At 55.3% G+C, this 15667-nt stretch carries 13 protein-coding genes; 3 read left to right on the top strand and 10 right to left on the bottom strand.

Going from position 1 to position 15667, the window contains the following annotated elements; genetic code table 11:
* Positions 1-8: 8 nt before the first annotated feature.
* Together D7M11_RS09665 and D7M11_RS09660 are read right to left on the bottom strand one after the other, a co-directional pair.
* Positions 9-1607, bottom strand: coding sequence for a spore germination protein (locus D7M11_RS09665; protein ID WP_420817949.1), 1599 nt, complete (start codon positions 1605-1607; stop codon positions 9-11).
* 181 nt (positions 1608-1788) lie between these two features.
* Positions 1789-3456 (bottom strand): methyl-accepting chemotaxis protein, encoded by a 1668-nt coding sequence (locus D7M11_RS09660; RefSeq protein WP_205127043.1) that lies wholly within the window; start codon positions 3454-3456, stop codon positions 1789-1791.
* Positions 3457-3726: 270 nt separating this feature from the next.
* Between D7M11_RS09660 and D7M11_RS09655 the strand changes: the two genes are divergently transcribed.
* Both D7M11_RS09655 and D7M11_RS09650 read left to right on the top strand, forming a co-directional pair.
* The gene (locus D7M11_RS09655; protein ID WP_120746992.1) at positions 3727-5106 is read left to right on the top strand and encodes an extracellular solute-binding protein; all 1380 of its coding nucleotides are present in this window, start codon (positions 3727-3729) and stop codon (positions 5104-5106) included.
* Between the two features lie 322 nt (positions 5107-5428).
* Entirely contained in the window at positions 5429-7570 is a 2142-nt protein-coding gene (locus D7M11_RS09650) for a methyl-accepting chemotaxis protein (protein WP_240041023.1), read from the top strand.
* A gap of 52 nt (positions 7571-7622) precedes the next feature.
* Here the strand turns inward: D7M11_RS09650 and D7M11_RS09645 are convergent, their stop codons facing one another.
* The 6 genes from D7M11_RS09645 to D7M11_RS09620 form a co-directional block, all read right to left on the bottom strand.
* Positions 7623-7976: a hypothetical protein gene (locus D7M11_RS09645; RefSeq protein WP_147433416.1), complete on the bottom strand. Its 354-nt coding sequence runs from the start codon at positions 7974-7976 to the stop codon at positions 7623-7625.
* Complete coding sequence (locus tag D7M11_RS09640) at positions 7973-8323, bottom strand: alpha-helical endospore appendage domain-containing protein (protein WP_120746990.1); 351 nt, start codon at positions 8321-8323, stop codon at positions 7973-7975. Before D7M11_RS09640 ends, D7M11_RS09645 begins: the two co-directional genes overlap by 4 nt.
* A 40-nt stretch (positions 8324-8363) precedes the next feature.
* Positions 8364-8651, bottom strand: a complete 288-nt coding sequence (locus tag D7M11_RS09635; RefSeq protein WP_120746989.1) for a nucleoside-diphosphate sugar epimerase — start codon at positions 8649-8651, stop codon at positions 8364-8366.
* A gap of 95 nt (positions 8652-8746) precedes the next feature.
* Positions 8747-9877, bottom strand: a complete 1131-nt coding sequence (locus tag D7M11_RS09630) for a glycosyltransferase family 61 protein (RefSeq protein WP_120746988.1) — start codon at positions 9875-9877, stop codon at positions 8747-8749.
* Positions 9874-11034, bottom strand: a complete 1161-nt coding sequence (locus tag D7M11_RS09625) for a glycosyltransferase family 61 protein (protein ID WP_120746987.1) — start codon at positions 11032-11034, stop codon at positions 9874-9876. The genes D7M11_RS09630 and D7M11_RS09625 overlap by 4 nt, the downstream gene beginning before the upstream one ends.
* 77 nt (positions 11035-11111) lie before the next feature.
* Positions 11112-11819: a class I SAM-dependent methyltransferase gene (locus D7M11_RS09620; RefSeq protein WP_158606538.1), complete on the bottom strand. Its 708-nt coding sequence runs from the start codon at positions 11817-11819 to the stop codon at positions 11112-11114.
* 270 nt (positions 11820-12089) lie between these two features.
* On the opposite strand from D7M11_RS09620, the gene D7M11_RS09615 reads away from it, so the two are divergent.
* Positions 12090-13070, top strand: a complete 981-nt coding sequence (locus tag D7M11_RS09615) for a glycosyltransferase family 2 protein (RefSeq protein ID WP_120746985.1) — start codon at positions 12090-12092, stop codon at positions 13068-13070.
* A 133-nt stretch (positions 13071-13203) separates the two neighbouring features.
* Here the strand turns inward: D7M11_RS09615 and D7M11_RS09610 are convergent, their stop codons facing one another.
* Positions 13204-14532, bottom strand: coding sequence for a nucleotide sugar dehydrogenase (locus tag D7M11_RS09610; RefSeq protein ID WP_158606537.1), 1329 nt, complete (start codon positions 14530-14532; stop codon positions 13204-13206).
* 29 nt (positions 14533-14561) lie between these two features.
* Entirely contained in the window at positions 14562-15662 is a 1101-nt protein-coding gene (locus tag D7M11_RS09605) for a glycosyltransferase (protein ID WP_158606536.1), read from the bottom strand.
* Positions 15663-15667 lie beyond the last annotated feature (5 nt).

Here is a 15667-nt window from a genome sequence, read left to right as displayed (position 1 = left end):
CCTCCGTTCTATTGCCGCGGCTTCGCCTTCGGCGGACTATAGGTCTGGCGAACGGCGTTTCTTCGCTGAATCAGGCGTGGACGCGTAAGCATGGCCCACCACGGAGCCCTAATCAGCGCGTCTTTCTGGTCGGAACCGCTCCAAGGTGCAAAGGGACTCATATATGGAATCCCGAACGAGCGCAAGCTGCTTAAATGAAGAACCATCGCAACGATCCCGACAATAATGCCGAACAAACCGAATATGGCCGCAAGCCCCATGAAGAAAAAGCGGAGCATGCGGAACGAATTCGCCATGCTGTAAGACGGGAATACGAAGTTGCTGATCGCTGTAATCGCTACGATAATGACCATAGCCGACGAAACGATTCCCGCCTCGACCGCGGCCTGCCCGATGACCAGCGTGCCGACTACGGAAACCGCCGGACCTATCGTTCTCGGCATGCGGATACCCGCCTCCCGCAAAATCTCGAACGTAACTTCCATGATCAGCGCTTCGATAAAAGCTGGGAAAGGAACGCCTTCCCGGGCGGCGGCGAGCGAGATGAGCAGATCGGTCGGCAGCATCTCCTGATGAAACGTCGTAATCGCAATGTACAGCGACGGGCCGAGCAATGAGATAAACATGCCGATATAACGCAAAAGCCGGATCAGACTGCTAATATCCGCACGGTGATAGTAGTCCTCGGCCGCATGGATAAAAGAAACGAACAGCGCCGGTACGACCAGAACGAACGGAGTCCCGTCCACAATAATGGCGACTTTTCCCTCCAAAAGCTCGGCGGCGATGACATCCGGCCTCTCGGTGTTGTACATGGTCGGAAAGGGGGTTATCGTTTCGTCTTGAATCAGTTCCTCGATATAGCCGCTTTCCAAAATGCCGTCTATGCGAATTCGATCCAGACGCAAACGGACTTCCTCGACGACTTTGTCGCTGGCTATACCGCGGATAAACATAATCGCAACATCGGTTTTCGTCACTTCCCCGATCTGCTTCGTTTCCATCCACAGGTTCGGGCTTTTGATTTTACGCCGGATCAAAGCCGTGTTCGTACGCAGCGTTTCCGTGAACGCTTCGCGCGGCCCGCGAACTACCGATTCGGAGGTAGGCTCGGTTACGCTCCGGTCGTTCGGCGCTCGCATGCCGGCAGCACAGCCTTCCGAATGCCCCTCCGTCAAAATAACGGCGTCCCCGGACAGCAGCGCATTAAACAAACCGTCCATATCGGCGATCCGCCGCATATCTCCGGCCGAGCCGAAACTCCGGATACGGGCGTGCAGATCCCGCTGCTCCCCGGTGCGTTCGCGATCCGGCTCCGCACTGGGCCGGCTTACCAGCCAAGCGGAATCCATGACGAATTGCGCGATCATTTTTTCGTCGGCCAATCCGTCCGTGTATAGCAAGGCCTGCCGCACTTCTCCGTTTTCGCCGTAGCCCAGCTCCCGGATGACCAAATCCGTGCTATTCCCGAGCGCTTCGCGAACCGATCTGATGTTTTCTTCGAGGCTCGTATGCAGCGTTTTTTTCGGAGCCTGGCCTTGCGGGTTTAGTTGTCCATGGCGGGAATTTTGGCGGGTGCCGCTCTTGCCCTTTTTCCGAAAAAACAACGCTATTCTCCTCCTTGCCAAGTCCAAATCCATGTAACGTTGGTAGCTTGCCCCAACGGCTCGAAATCATTCTTTGCCCTTATCGGGCATAGAAAAGAGGCGTCCCCCGGCCTCTAGCCTTTCGGACAACCTCTTGTATGGGTATTCCCCTAAGGAACGGTTATGTACCGATCCGGACCGATTATACGCGAAAACGGTCGATGGCCTGCTGGAGACCGTCCGCCAGGACGCGAAGCTGGTCGGCTGCGCCTGCCACGGCCTGCATCGATGCGAGCTGCTCCTCCGACGAAGCGGCGACCCGATCGGAATGCTGCGACGAAGTAGTCGCAATCGTTTCCAGCTCCAGCATCGACGCCGCGATTTGTTCGCTGCCTGCGGACATTTGCTGCGACGACGCGGATATTTCCTGCACCTGCTCCGATACGCGCCTCGTCGAAGCGACGATGCTGCCGAACATCTCTCCCGCTTCGCCGGCCGCGGCCGAGCCGGTCCTCGCATCCTCCCTCGATCGCTCGAGCGACTCCGCCGCCTTCGCCGTATATTGCCCGATCCCCTCCAGCATCGATTGAATCTGGTCCGAAGATACCCTCGACCGCTCCGCCAGCTTACGAATTTCCTGGCCGACGACGGCAAAACCTTTACCGTGCTCCCCCGCGCGCGCCGCTTCGATGGAAGCGTTCAGCGCCAGCAGATTCGTCTGGTTCGAAATATCGGTAATGAGGCTTGTAATCTCTCCGATGTTGTCGCCAAGCTGCTTGAGTTCGCTGATGACCTCAACCGACTCGTGGAGTTCCCGCTCGATAACACGCATCTGTTCCACGGCCTTGCCCATGACGGAACGGCCGTCGCTAGCGCTTGCGGCCGATTCCGCCGCCAGCTCCGATACGAGCGTCGACGATTCGGCGATGCGCTGAATGCCGATCGTCATCTCGGTCATCGCCCGCTGGCATTCTTGTGAGCTCTGTAGTTGCGTATCTGCGCCCGAAGCCACCTGCTGGATCGCATCGACGATTTCCTGCGTAGCCTCCGCCGTTTGGCCCGCGCTTTCCTGCAAATGAACTGCCGATGCGGCTACTTCCGCGGAATTGCGGTGGATCTGAACGGCTAAATCCCGCAGGCTAACGATCATCGCGTTAAACGATTCGGCCGCTTGTCCAATCTCGTTGCCGCTCGTCACCGGAACGGATACGGTCAGATCTCCCTGCGCGGCCATACGGGACAATTCGGCCAGGCGGCGGAGCGGCTTTAAGGCAACACGCAGCATAATCGCGACGATTACAATCGTGCCGAGGAGAAACAGCGCCGCCATTCCGATGCTTTCAAGCAGCATCCGAAGCAGCTTGTGCTCGACTTCCCCGTTGTCGAAATCGACGCCGAACAAAGCGATCACTTTGCCGCTATCGTCCTTGATCGGCGCCAAGTACGAGATCCATTCCCCTATCGTATCGACGAAAGGCTCGGTTAGCGCGGCTCCGTCCTTCATCGCCTGCTCGTAGCCGGTAAGGAAATAAGATTCCATTTTGTAGACGGCGCCGGGCGTCAGTCCTTCGCCGGCCAGTTCCAGACTGCTCTGCATCGTAACCAGCTCGTTCCCGCCGCTTCTCTCGGGCATGAACAAATAGGCGTTTCGGATGGCAGAGCCCTGCACCATCGCTTCGAGCTGTCTTTGCATAATTTTGAAGGACGAGTCGTCGCTTCCTTTATTATTTTTCAACCGGTCGTAAGCGGTGACAACCAAATCTGAATTCGCTTGCATTTGGACGGCGAACGATTTTCCGAGGTTCTCGAACTGATCGTGATACTCCCGCCTGCTCTCCAGATGGGATACCGTCGTCATAGTGCCAATCACAAGCAGGAATAAGCACGAAATCAGGACCGAACTCGTCGTCGCGAGACTTTTGGATCGAAACAAGTTCCTAAACACCATCGGCACTCCGCCTTTCTTGAAGGATATCTTTAATTTATCATTCCTTCGCTTTTTGTCCAACGAAAAAACGCGCGCTTCTACTAGCGCCGCCGCTTGCTGGCGCCAGGTCGTACAACGTCTTAGATTCGGCTGTTCGGCAGGCGTTTTTTTCGATATAATATTCAGAAAAGCAATCGGAACGGAAGGGAACGAATGAGACGAGACAACGAATTCCGCTACTCGCGTCTGGCGAACATTATTCGCGAGCAGATTATGTCTGGCTTCATCAAGCCGGGTGAATATTTACTGTCGGAGAACGAGCTGTGCAAATATTACGGCATTAGCCGCACATCGGTCCGCAAATCGCTGGAACAGCTGCAAAAGGAAGGGCTTATCGTCAAAAAGGTCGGACAAGGCACGATCGTCTCGCCCGATCTTGTCGTGCCGCCGAGCGAAAGACGCACGCTGCACATCGTCGCCATCTCCCCCTCCTACTTCGCCGATTTGTGCCTGGGCACTATTATGGAAGCGTTCCAGCAGATGTACCCCCATGTCGACGTCAAGCTGCTCAGCTTTCCGAGCTGGAACTTCTGGGATTCGATGCGGGTGAGCGAGGAGCTCGGCAAATATCCGGACCTTCTTATCGTTACGGACCGCAATTTCGCCGATGTGGAGCAGCCGGATGCGTATCTCGATCTGGAAGAGCATTTAAGCGATGTGCTGAAAGGCCTGTATCCGCGCGTCACCGAGCCGTTCCGCGCGTCCGGCGTCCAGATCGCCATCCCGTCCACGTTTTCCCCGGTTTATTTGGCCTACAATCCCGAGCTGTTCGCCCGGTTCGGCGTAACCGAGCCGGTGGCGGACTGGAACAAGCGCGATTTGATCGAAGCGGCCGAGCGGCTGACCGTCGATCTCGATCGGGACGGCATCATCGACCTGTACGGGCTGTCGCTTTCGTCCTATTTCAGCCGCTGGCCCGTCGTCGCTCTGCAAAACGGCGTCAAATTCGACCCGGCTACGAGCCGCGACGACCTTGTGCGCACGCTAGAGTTTTTCCACGACGTCATTTACCGGCAAAGGGTGGCGACGCTGTTCCAGAGCTGGCGCGCCCAATCGAACAGCAATGCGTTTCTGCGCGAAAAAGCCGCTATGGTGATGACTACCACGATCGAAATGGCCGGCTGGCGTAACGACAGTATGACGTTCGAAGCGAAGATCGCGCCGCTGCCTTTCGGACCGCTCAAGTCGACGCTGCTCGTGGCCAACGCCTACATGATTCCGAAGCGGTGCAAGGAGCAGGAGCTGGCTCTAGCATTTCTGCGCCTGGCCTACCAGCCGGCACTGCAAAAAAAGCTTGCGAAGGAAACCGGCTTTTTGTCATGTCAGCCGGCAGTGACCGAAGCCGTTTGGGACGAGGCGAGCCTCGCCTTGCTCAACATATCGCGGGGTCAGATCGAAGGCGGCTATTTTATTCATGAGCTGTTCGCCGACGTCGATAAGATCGAAGCGCTCGACGCCGAGATGGATTTATTTTGGGCCGGACTCGAGTCGGCCGAATCGCTTGCCGACCGGATTTTGGGTTATGTGCGCTAGGCTTCGCTTCGCGCCCGGCTGTCAGACGCGTTCGTTCCCGCATGGAAGCGGGAGCGGACGCGTCTTTTCTAGATTTGGGATCATCCGGTAATCGTCCGAATGGGCTTTTCGGTCCGCTTAGCGCCTGCGTTGGCTCGTACTTGCGGCACAGCGCGGCGTCCGTACTCCGCCCGATCGGCTGGAAGTCCCGAGTTTCACAACCTAATCTGGAATGTTTTTCTACGAAATTTGTCGATTTAAAAAGGAAAATCCATATCATTGTCGAATAGACTTACAGACGCTACCAGCGAACAACGATGATTATGGCGAAGGTGGGATTTTTATGAAAGGGACATTGTTCAAATGGCTCTCGCGACTATCCAAATCATGGAGCAAGACGCGGGCCGACATGTCCGGAGCCGATATTCGGCAACTGAAACAGCAGCTCCGTCTGCAAAACCCGGTTCGATCCGTAGGGATGAAGCTTTTGCTCATTTTTTTTGCGAGCATTGTTTCCCTGGTCCTTATTATCGGGATCTTATCCTACCAAATATCGAAAAGCATCATTAAGAACAAGGTGGCGGACGCCTCCCAGCAGACGATTACGCAAGCGACGGACAAAGTCGATTTCCTGCTCGAAAGCATGGAAAATATCACGATCCAGATTATGTCCGACGATGCGGTAGCCGATAACATGAGCAAGTATAAGGACAAAACGCTGACACAGTTCGACAAGCTGCAAACCGGACAGCTCGTGAGCAGCAGGCTGAAAAGCTATGTGCTCGCCAATTCGAAAATCGGCGACATCAACATTCTTCCGCTGAATGCGGAAGTGACGGACACGTATCGTACGACGACGCCGAAGGACGACGTGTACAAATCCGACTGGTTTACCAAGATCAAGGAAGCCGACGGCAAAGCCGTATGGCTGCCGACGAAAAAAGCCGGCTATGTGTCCACGCCGAATTCGTTCGCCGTCGGGCGCGTGCTGCGCAACATCAAGTCAAGCTCTGTCGAAGGCATTCTCATTATGGAGCTGAAAACGAACGCTTTGCGCGAGGCGCTCGGGGTCGTTTCGATCGGACAAGGGAGCAGCATCGCGATTATCGGCAAGGACAACAATGTAGTTTATTCGGAAACGTCCGAAGAGCTTGAAACTCCATACATAGTCGACGTTGCCGCCAACATCGCGAAAACGGGCATAGATTCTGACAATTTCGAGGCGGTGAAGGACAAGGAAGAAATTTTGACCGTATACGATCCGATCCAAAAATCGGATTGGCTTCTTGTCGGAACGATTCCGGTCGGCGAACTGGTCAAGGACGCCTCAACCATCTTCACGCTGACGATCATCATGGTTCTCGTCGCCATCGTGCTGGCGATTCTCGTCGGATTGCTCGTCATCCGCATGATCGCCCATCCGCTCGTCTCGCTGCGCAATCTGATGATGGAGGGCGCTCGCGGCAACCTGACCGTTCGCGTGAAGGATAACGGCCGGCAGGACGAGATCGGCCAATTGTCGGCCAGCTTTAACGAAATGATGGAACAGATTACTTCGCTCGTTTCGCAGACGAATTTGTCGGCGCAGGAAGTGCTGAACACCGCCTCCGAGCTGTCGGACGCATCGCGGAAAACGTCGATCTCAGCCAAGGAGATCGCAGTCGCTACGGAGGAGATCGCGAGCGGCGCATCCTCTCTCGCGGTCGAAGCGGAGCGCGGCAGCGACTTGACCGGCACGATCAACGTGAAGGTCGGCCACGTCGTCGAAGCGAACGCGATGATGGAAACGGCGGCTGCGGAAGTGCAGACGGCCAGCCGCAAGGGTGCGGACTACATGTCCGAGCTGATCACGAAGACGGGAACGACCGAGGAGATGATCCGCTCGATGGCGGACAAGGTCGAGAAGCTTCAGGAGAGCACAAGCTCGATCCGCAAAATTCTCGATATGCTCGACAATATTACGAAGCAAACGAACATCTTGTCGCTGAACGCAACGATCGAAGCGGCCCGCGCAGGCGCGGCAGGCAAAGGCTTCATGGTTGTTGCCGACGAGATTCGCAAGCTGGCCGACCAGTCCAGACAATCGATCGACGTCGTGGCGCAAATTACAGCCAAAATTCAGACCGAGATGAAGGAAACCGTCGGCGTGCTGTCCGAAGCATACCCGATCTTCCAGGAGCAGATTACATCGGTCAAAAACGCCGACGACATCTTCAAGCAGGTGCAGGCGCAAATGGACGGCTTTGCCGGCAAGCTGCAGGAAGTGACCGGCTCCGTAGAGCAGCTGCAAGAGTCGCAGCATGTCCTGTCGGAAGCGATGACGAACGTCAGCGCGGTCGCCGAGCAGTCTTCGGCCACTTCGCAGGAAGTCGCGTCTCTCAGCTCAGAGCAGCTTAGCATTAGCGACGGGCTCGTCAAACTGTCCGAAAAGCTCGAGCAGTTGTCGAATTCGCTCAAGGAGTCGCTCAGCAAGTTTTCGATCTGATCGAAGCTCATAGTTCCGGCAAACAAACAAGAAACACCCAGAGCCTATTGCATCAAGGCGCGGGTGTTTCTTTGTTTTCCTGCTCCAGATCCTGCTCCGGCTTAGGCTGCGGCTTCGGGTCGTACGACGAGCATACCCGCAGCTGTTCGTTCGTCCATGGGACGGCGGGCGGCGAGACATGTACCTCGCGAACGCGGATGCCGAGCATTTTGTCCATAATCGCCAGTTGATACCGCTCGATCGCTTCCATGCTTTTCCGCAAGTCTTTATCGACCGGTTGGCCCTGCTCGCCTTCGCTCATGGACGCCGCGCTTTCCATGATGCGCGCCATCGCCCGCTGGCTTCGCGCCAGCGATTCCAAAATATCCAGCTTCATTTCCTGCTGCCGCCTCAGCCATCCCATCACGTATCGTCCCCCGAGCCGCCAAACAAGCCGCCGAGTCCGCCGAAGCCGTCCAATCCCCCGCCATCCGAGCTGTCTTCGCTTTTGTTCAGCACGACCTTCAAGTTTTTGGAGAGCGCGTTTTCCATCTTGGTCAGACCGTCGATCAGCTCGATGAACGATTCGTGCATTTCGAGCGGTTTCTTCAATTGATCCTCGTGGGTTTCATAGCTTTGATGATTGAGATGGACGCATATCCAGTCCCGCGACTTCTCCGCCTCGTTCGCCTTCGCTTCGAGAATGATCGAGATGTCATGCTGCATTTTCGCCGAGGCGCGAAGCATCCACAAAAACGATTCCGACCGTTCCACCAGTTTCCCTCCTTTACCGACAATTTTGCAGTAGCTCTCCTTATTCCTCGTCTTGTTCGGCCAGCTCCTTGATGACGAGCTCCAGATGATCCCCGATCGCATCGGCCAAATCGGCCAGGCTGCTCAAATAGGCACTCACGTTTTTTGTCAAATCGACGGAATTGGTTGCGATCAGCTCGGTTCCCCCGAACTCAATCGCTTCATTCGGAAGCGCCGATACGATATGGGCCATATTGGTGATCGATTGCCGCTTCGCTTCGAGCATACGGGCCATCTCGCAATGCGATTTGGCCATATGCGCGATAATCGAGGTGACTTCATGCTGCACGAAGATCTCCCCCCTTCAGTTAAAAGGCTTCTTTCACATGTTATGACGTAACCCGCCCCTATGTGCACGACGCCCCCGACTTCCTTCGTATTCCGCTAGACACCCATACGCGTAAGCATTACCGTTAGCGCCCCAATATCTACGCTTATATCGTCGTGCACATACCCGACTTTGCCGATGCCCTCGTTCTCCGCGAGCCGCATGCCCTGAGCGATCAAATAAGCGTAGCTTAGCCCGTAGTAGCTGCTGATGTGCCAGAAGCAGGGGTACATGTACCGCGTCGGCAATATGTCCAGCACACGGGCGCCGGTCTGGCAGAATATCAGATTCGTCAAGCTTGCCCCGTGCGGAGCGATAATGATCTGCGCCGAGCGAAATAAACGGATCTGCTCCGCCACCGTTTTCCCGGCGAGCGTCACTTCGCGAAATCCTCGGGACATCAGCATGCGAATCACATCGCCCTCGTTCAGCACCTTCCGGTGATTGGCGTCCTTGCGGCTGATATAGATGCGCTCGAAGCCGGACAGCGGCTGAGGCCTCACGATCCGGTACAGCTCGCTTCGCACGAAATCGGTCGCCCACCTTGGCACCTGATTGGACTTGAACGGCAGCAGGTTGTAGGGCTGAAGCGAAGGCACGACCAGGCGCTCCGCTTGCAGATGAAGCCCGTTATAGGAGCGGATGATCCGCTGCGGGGGAATGCCGAGCAGCGTCAGCGTTTCCTCCTGAAAAGCCGCGGGACCGTCCCCGGAGATGATGTATTTGTCGATCGGGATCCCGCTTTTTTGGAGCAAGGCGAGACGCCCGAGCACGTCGATCACCCAGTGGAAATAGTTGCGGCTCCAGATGAACGTAAGTACCGCAACCGTCTCCGCCGTGCGGACGAGGGGCGGCAGCGATCCGCATCTATAGATCGGATGAACCCAGTTCGGAATGATGAAATTCGTCGATACGTCCCATACAAGCCGGTTATCGGGGGTAATGACGGCGCCGGAAAAATCCTCGCCCCCGTAATACCGTCCTTCCGGCAGCACGGCGACATAACCTTCGGGTATCGCTGCGCTGCGCTGCCGGAAGACGGGATGAAGCTCGGAATCCACCGTATGTGGCTCCGCCATCTGGAGGGGCTGGGCACCGTAAACTTCATAGTGCGATGCGTTTCCTCGCTGCGCTAGGCTCCAGTCCCGAAGCGTTGAATACGTACCCGCCGGTAGCGCTACGCTCATTCCAATCCCCCCGTTTTCATCTCATAAACGGTTTCAAATAACTGCTCCATGTTCACGGTTATGTTATCGGTGCGGCAATCGCAATTCCCGATACCCGCCATAATCGGCAGACGCTCGCCTTCGCCGAACAAGTAATAGTAGTCAAGCCCGATATGGTTGCTGAGGTACCAGTATACCGGATGGACGTAATTGGGGGCGAATAGCTCCAGCACCTTCGTACCGGGCCGGCAAAACATCAGATTGGCGAGCCCGGCTCCGTGAGGGGCCACGATCAGTTCCGCTCCGGCGAATAGCTTGATCTGCTCGGCCAGCGGAAGCGACTCCAGCACGACCTCTTGAAATCCGATGTCGCCAAGCAATTTGGACACATCGTCCTCGTTCGTCATTTTGCGGACGGCGGCGTATTTACGGCTGATGTAAATACATTTGGGACTGTCCGCGGGCACATGGCCGATTTGGCTCAGAAATGCATTGCGCAAATAATGGCTCGCCCATTTGGGCATCGAATGAGGGACAAAGGGCTGCAGCCGATACGTTGCCAGAGAAGGGACGACAAGTCTTCTAGGCTTTAGATGCATTCCCGGCTTACTTTTCACGATTTTTTTCTCTGGAACGCCCAGCATGGCCAAAGTCTCGCTTTTATATTTGGGCGAACCTTTGCCGGTCACCATATATTTGTCGACGCGGATGCCGCTTCTTTCCAGCAGATGCAATCGTCCCAAAACATCGCCGAGCCAGTGGTAATAATTGTTGTCCCAAATGAAATTGATGAGCGCGACCGTATCCCCCGTGCTGTTGGCGGGCGGCAGCTCGCTCCTCTTGTATACGGGATGAATCGCGTCATCCTGCCGGCGGTACTGCATCGAAACGTCCATGACGATTTTGTTGTCCGGCGCTATGACGGCCGCCATTTTATTTTCCGCGACCCAATACCGCCCTTGGGGTAATACGGCGACGTACGCCTTCGGAATCGTGACGGCTTCGTTTTCAAAGGCCGGATGATCCGGAGGCTTGATCCCTTTCGGCTTCGTAAGTCGGACCGCTTCCTCCATATACATCACATTTTGCATTTCGTGATCGCGGAACAGGCCGGCGCGCGACTGCTCGACCCAATCCCAAAGCGTAGGATATACCCCTTTCGGAGTCGCTTCCCCCATACTGCGAGTCCCTCCCCGTAAAGGAAAAAAGGTGCGGAATCGTATAGGAAAGCCGCACCGCTGCAAGATACGTACGTTTACTTCCCTTTTTGCAAAATCATGAGGCCGTTCCAAAATGTCGGATGGCCGTTGCTCGCCGTCGTTACGTCCAACAAAATGCGGTATTCGCCCGGGTAAACCGACATAAAGTCCAGCGTCGCCTGCCGGGGCTCCGGCCAATTCGTATCATCTACAAGGATGATGCACCCGTCCGCTAAGTACGGCGCCGCTGCCAGCAGCCCTTGCAGCTGATTCATGTAATCGTGAGGTCCATCGAAAAAATAAAGACCGATCGGACTGCGGTGAAGCTGGGCGAAATACTCTTTGTAGTCCATATCGTAAAACTGATGCGCCGGACCTTTATGCAGGTTGAACCGGTACATGAATTCGGCCCGCGGACCGCCGAATTGCGAGAAGTTGTCGACTCCGATGCACGTTTTCCCGGGATTGCCGAGCAGCCCGGCAAGGAACGAAAATCCGTTCCAGACGCCTACGTTGACGAAACATTCGCCGTCGCGAAGCTGGGAAACGACCCGGTTAATAATCGATCCGATGGCGTACGAGGACATTTTTGGCATTTGCCAAATACCGTTTATCGCCGTTCTCATCTTGTCTTCATCGGCAGGCAGCACCGTATTGGCGAATTCCAGCGCGGCATCGGTGCCGTACAACTTTTCCTTCTGTACGGGCGTCTCCGGCTTGACGAACCGAAACGATATGCCTTTAATAAACTGTTCGTTATTCATAACTGAAACATTCCCCTCTCCCCAGACTAAAAGTCCTTCATGCAACCACTCTAGTAAATGCACCGATACGTGGATAAGCAACCGATAGATGCCGCAGGAACAATAACTATTTTTCAGCACCGGATTGCGCCGGTATTTTTCCATTTCTCCTATTCTATGATCGTATCCAAATGATGATTGGACAGGTAGACGACAGCCATCCGTCTAAACATTCCCGATGGCCGGAGAATATAATAATAGGAATAATTTTATCGACAGGGAGATCCGACTATGAAACTATCGGTTGTAATGGCGGTAAATAACGGGGCCCCCTATTTGCAGCAAGCCGTAGCCAGTATACTCGCTCAAACTTACAGCAACTTCGAATTCATTATTATAGATGACGGGTCTACCGACCGTACTTGGGATATAATTTCCTCTATAACGGATTATCGCGTAAAACCGTTTCGGCTATCGGCCAACGTCGGAACTCCCCGCGCCTTGAATACGGCGGTGCAATTGGCGGAAGGGGACTGGATCGCCGTTCAAGACGCGGACGACATCAGCCTTCCCGACCGGTTGGCTGTCCAGAGCAGCTATATTCTCGCCCGCCCCGAGCTGATTGCAGTCGGTTCCAAAATCGCATGCATAGGGGATGAGGACGGCACAACTCCGGAACGTCTACAGCGCGTTGAATCCAATCTGAACTACGGTTCAAGCGGCGAAGAGCTGTTTTACAACCGGTATTTCGTCTGCCCGCTATGTCACGGTACCGCCATGTATTCCAAAGCACACTTTATGAAAGCAGGGGGGTATGAGCCTGCTTATCGGATAACCCACGATTACGACTTGTGGCTAAAGCTGTTTCAGCTAGGGCGGATCGAAAAAATAAACCGCGTCCTGTATCAATATCGGGTCCATGCCGCTTCGCTGTCCCACCGTAACGGCGCGGCTACCTATACCGAGAAGCTACTCTGCTGTTTCCACCGGATAAGCCAATATGAGTTCAGCCGCCACCCGGGCCTCATACACATAATCGTGTTCGCGAACGATACGCTTGCCCGTTGGATGGAGAGCAGCATTATTCCGAACTGCCGGGTGTTCGTCCGCTCTTACTTCGAAAATGCGGCTAAGGCCGAATACGCCTTGGAGCTTTGGAGAAGTGGCGAGATCGATGGAATCGTTCTGCTGAAAACGGACGACCGGAACGCGCTCACCGTCTTTTTCCAAAGAAACGGAATGATGATGAACCGGAACCTATTCCGATTATAGTGACGGACAATTACTAGCTTCCAGGTGTACAAAAAAACTGCCTGACGCTTGACGCCCGGCAGTTTACTTTCGTCTTATAGGCTCTTTTTTGATGCCCCCTTGGCAAACCTCGCTTCACTTTACTGCCTTTGCGTTACCAAAGCAGTCCCATGTAGTTTTCGAATTCCGCCAGTTCGCCGGGCATCCCGACCAAATCGACGACGATTTTGTGAGGAATGGCTTTTTTCGCAACCTCGAGAAACAGTTTGTTTTTCCGGGTGACGACGATCAGATCGGCGAACTGCACAAGCTTCTCCGCATCCGGCTCCATGCGCCGAATCAAATGCGGAACGACCGTCTCCATATATTCTCGGCTCGCGCCGATATGGCGCGAATCCTCTACATTCCGGTCGTGGATGCGGACCTCGTAGCCTTTGCCGATGAGCCGCTCCAGCAGCTTTACGATCGGGCTTTCCCGCAAATCGTCGGTCCCTTCCTTGAACGCGAGACCGAGTACGCCGATACGAAGGCGCCCTTTGGCGACGATCAGCTCCAGCGCCCGCTCGATATGCATGTCGTTGCTTCTCTCGATGGCCGGCAGAATGGCCGTCTCCACATTCGCCCTCCGTGCAAGTGCGCCAAGGGCTCTCACGTCCTTCGGCAGACAGGAGCCTCCGTAAGCGAAGCCTGGACTGAGATAGGCCGGAGATATATTAAGCCTTTCGTCACGGCAGAACAGCTCCATCAGCTTCGCCGAATCGACGTCGTACGAGCGGCTGACGGCGCCGATCTCGTTGGCGAAAACAACTTTTAACGCATGAAACGAATTGTTCACGTATTTGATCATTTCTCCGATCTCACGATCCGTTTCGATAAACGGCGCCCCGATGTCCGCATACAATCGGCGCAGAACCGCCAAAGCCGTGTCGTTCGACGTTCCGACCAGCGTATAAGGCGGGTTGAAATAGTCGTTTATGCTCGAGCCCTCGCGCAAAAATTCGGGGTTGCTCACGACGGCAAAATCCCGCTCGGCCCGCTTTCCGGATTTGGCAAGCACGGCTTCGAGCGCGCTGCCCGTTCCCGGAGGAACCGTCGAACGTACGACAACCGTCATAAACCGGTCGCGCTCCGCGATCGCATCCGCGATCTGTTCGACTGCCCGGAACAGATGCGACAGATTCGGCTCCCCGTTTTTGCCCGACGGCGTTCCTACGCAAATCATGCATACATCGGCCTGCTCCGCAGCCTCCTTCATATTCGTCGTGGCGGTTAAGCGCCCCTTCCGGCTCATCTCCATAATCAGCGAAGCGATGCCTTCCTCGACGATAGTCGGAACGCCTTGATTGATTAACCGCACCTTCGTCGCGTTCACGTCAACCCCGATCACGCGATGTCCCATTCTCGCCAAACATCCGGCAGAGACGCATCCGACATAACCGAGACCGACAACCGCAACTGTAATCGATGCCTCTTGAGCCGTCATGTCCATTCCCCATTCCCATGATGTTTACGTTATGCAAGAACTTGGGCGAACTTGGCCAGCTCCCCGATCACTTTGCTTGCCGTCGCTTGCCTGCTGAATTTGCGCAATAGCTCCTTGCGCGCTTTTACGGCCCGTTCCTTGGCTGCCGGTTGGCTCCCGAATACGATTCGCATTTTTTCCCGAAGATCGCTTCTGGACGGCTCCGCCCATACATGTCCGATAAACGCGCGGTTTTCATTGTCCGTTATCTCCACGAAACGCTCCACCCCAACAAGATGCGAATTGCGCGAGTTCATAAAGTCGACCTGTCCGCTCCAATTCGTGCCGATAACCGGCAATTCCATCAGCATCGCCTCGAAAAAAGGTCTCCCCCAACCTTCCCCGCGCGTAGGCAGCACAAAAGCGTCGCATGCTCGGTACAGCTGCAGCAGTTCCTCCGTAGACAACATCTGGTCGATAATATAGATGGGCGGCCTGTCGCATTTCGGCTTCGGGTGCGCCTCAATCTGTTCCACCAGCAAGCCGTCCTTGTTGTTGTCCCTTATTTTGATAACGAGAGCGACATCGTCTCCGCTCGAAAATTCGTTCAGAAAGGCATCCAGCAGCACGTCATAACCTTTGCGCCGCTTCAGGTCGAAGACGGACAAGAAACGGAACGACTCCTGAACGGGAAGCGGCATCGCCAGGCCTTCCGGCATAAACCGGTCCGTATCGAAAAAGTTTGGGATTAGCCGGATCGGAACAGTTACGCCCGAGCTGACGAACGTCGTTTTGTTAAATGTGCTTTGGACCCATACTTCGTCGAAGCGGTTCAGCTCGGGCACCCAGCTACCCGGGATGCGATCCGTCTCGAAGGTGGTGCGGGCAATATTGACGCGAAATTCGGGCCTGCGCCGAACATAAGCGCCGACCCAGTTGTACAAATAAATATCGTTCGAGCCGAGCTCCGTCGTTTCGAACGATGAAATGAACCGTGCCTCCTCCGGCTCCAGCAGCCGGTTCCTCTCCTCTGCATCCCTGGCTTCGATACGGACACGGAAGCCGGCCTCGTGCAACATGCGAAGTAACATCCGGTTTCCTTCCGCCAAGCCGTGCCCGTTATAAAAAATGCCTTCCAAGAGCACATTCACGCCTC

Origin of the sequence: Paenibacillus ginsengarvi (assembly GCF_003626695.1) — a bacterium.
Taxonomy (GTDB): domain Bacteria; phylum Bacillota; class Bacilli; order Paenibacillales; family NBRC-103111; genus Paenibacillus_AB; species Paenibacillus_AB ginsengarvi.
The sequence above is the reverse complement of the archived record's forward strand: the minus strand, read 5'-3'. Positions and strand labels throughout refer to the sequence as shown.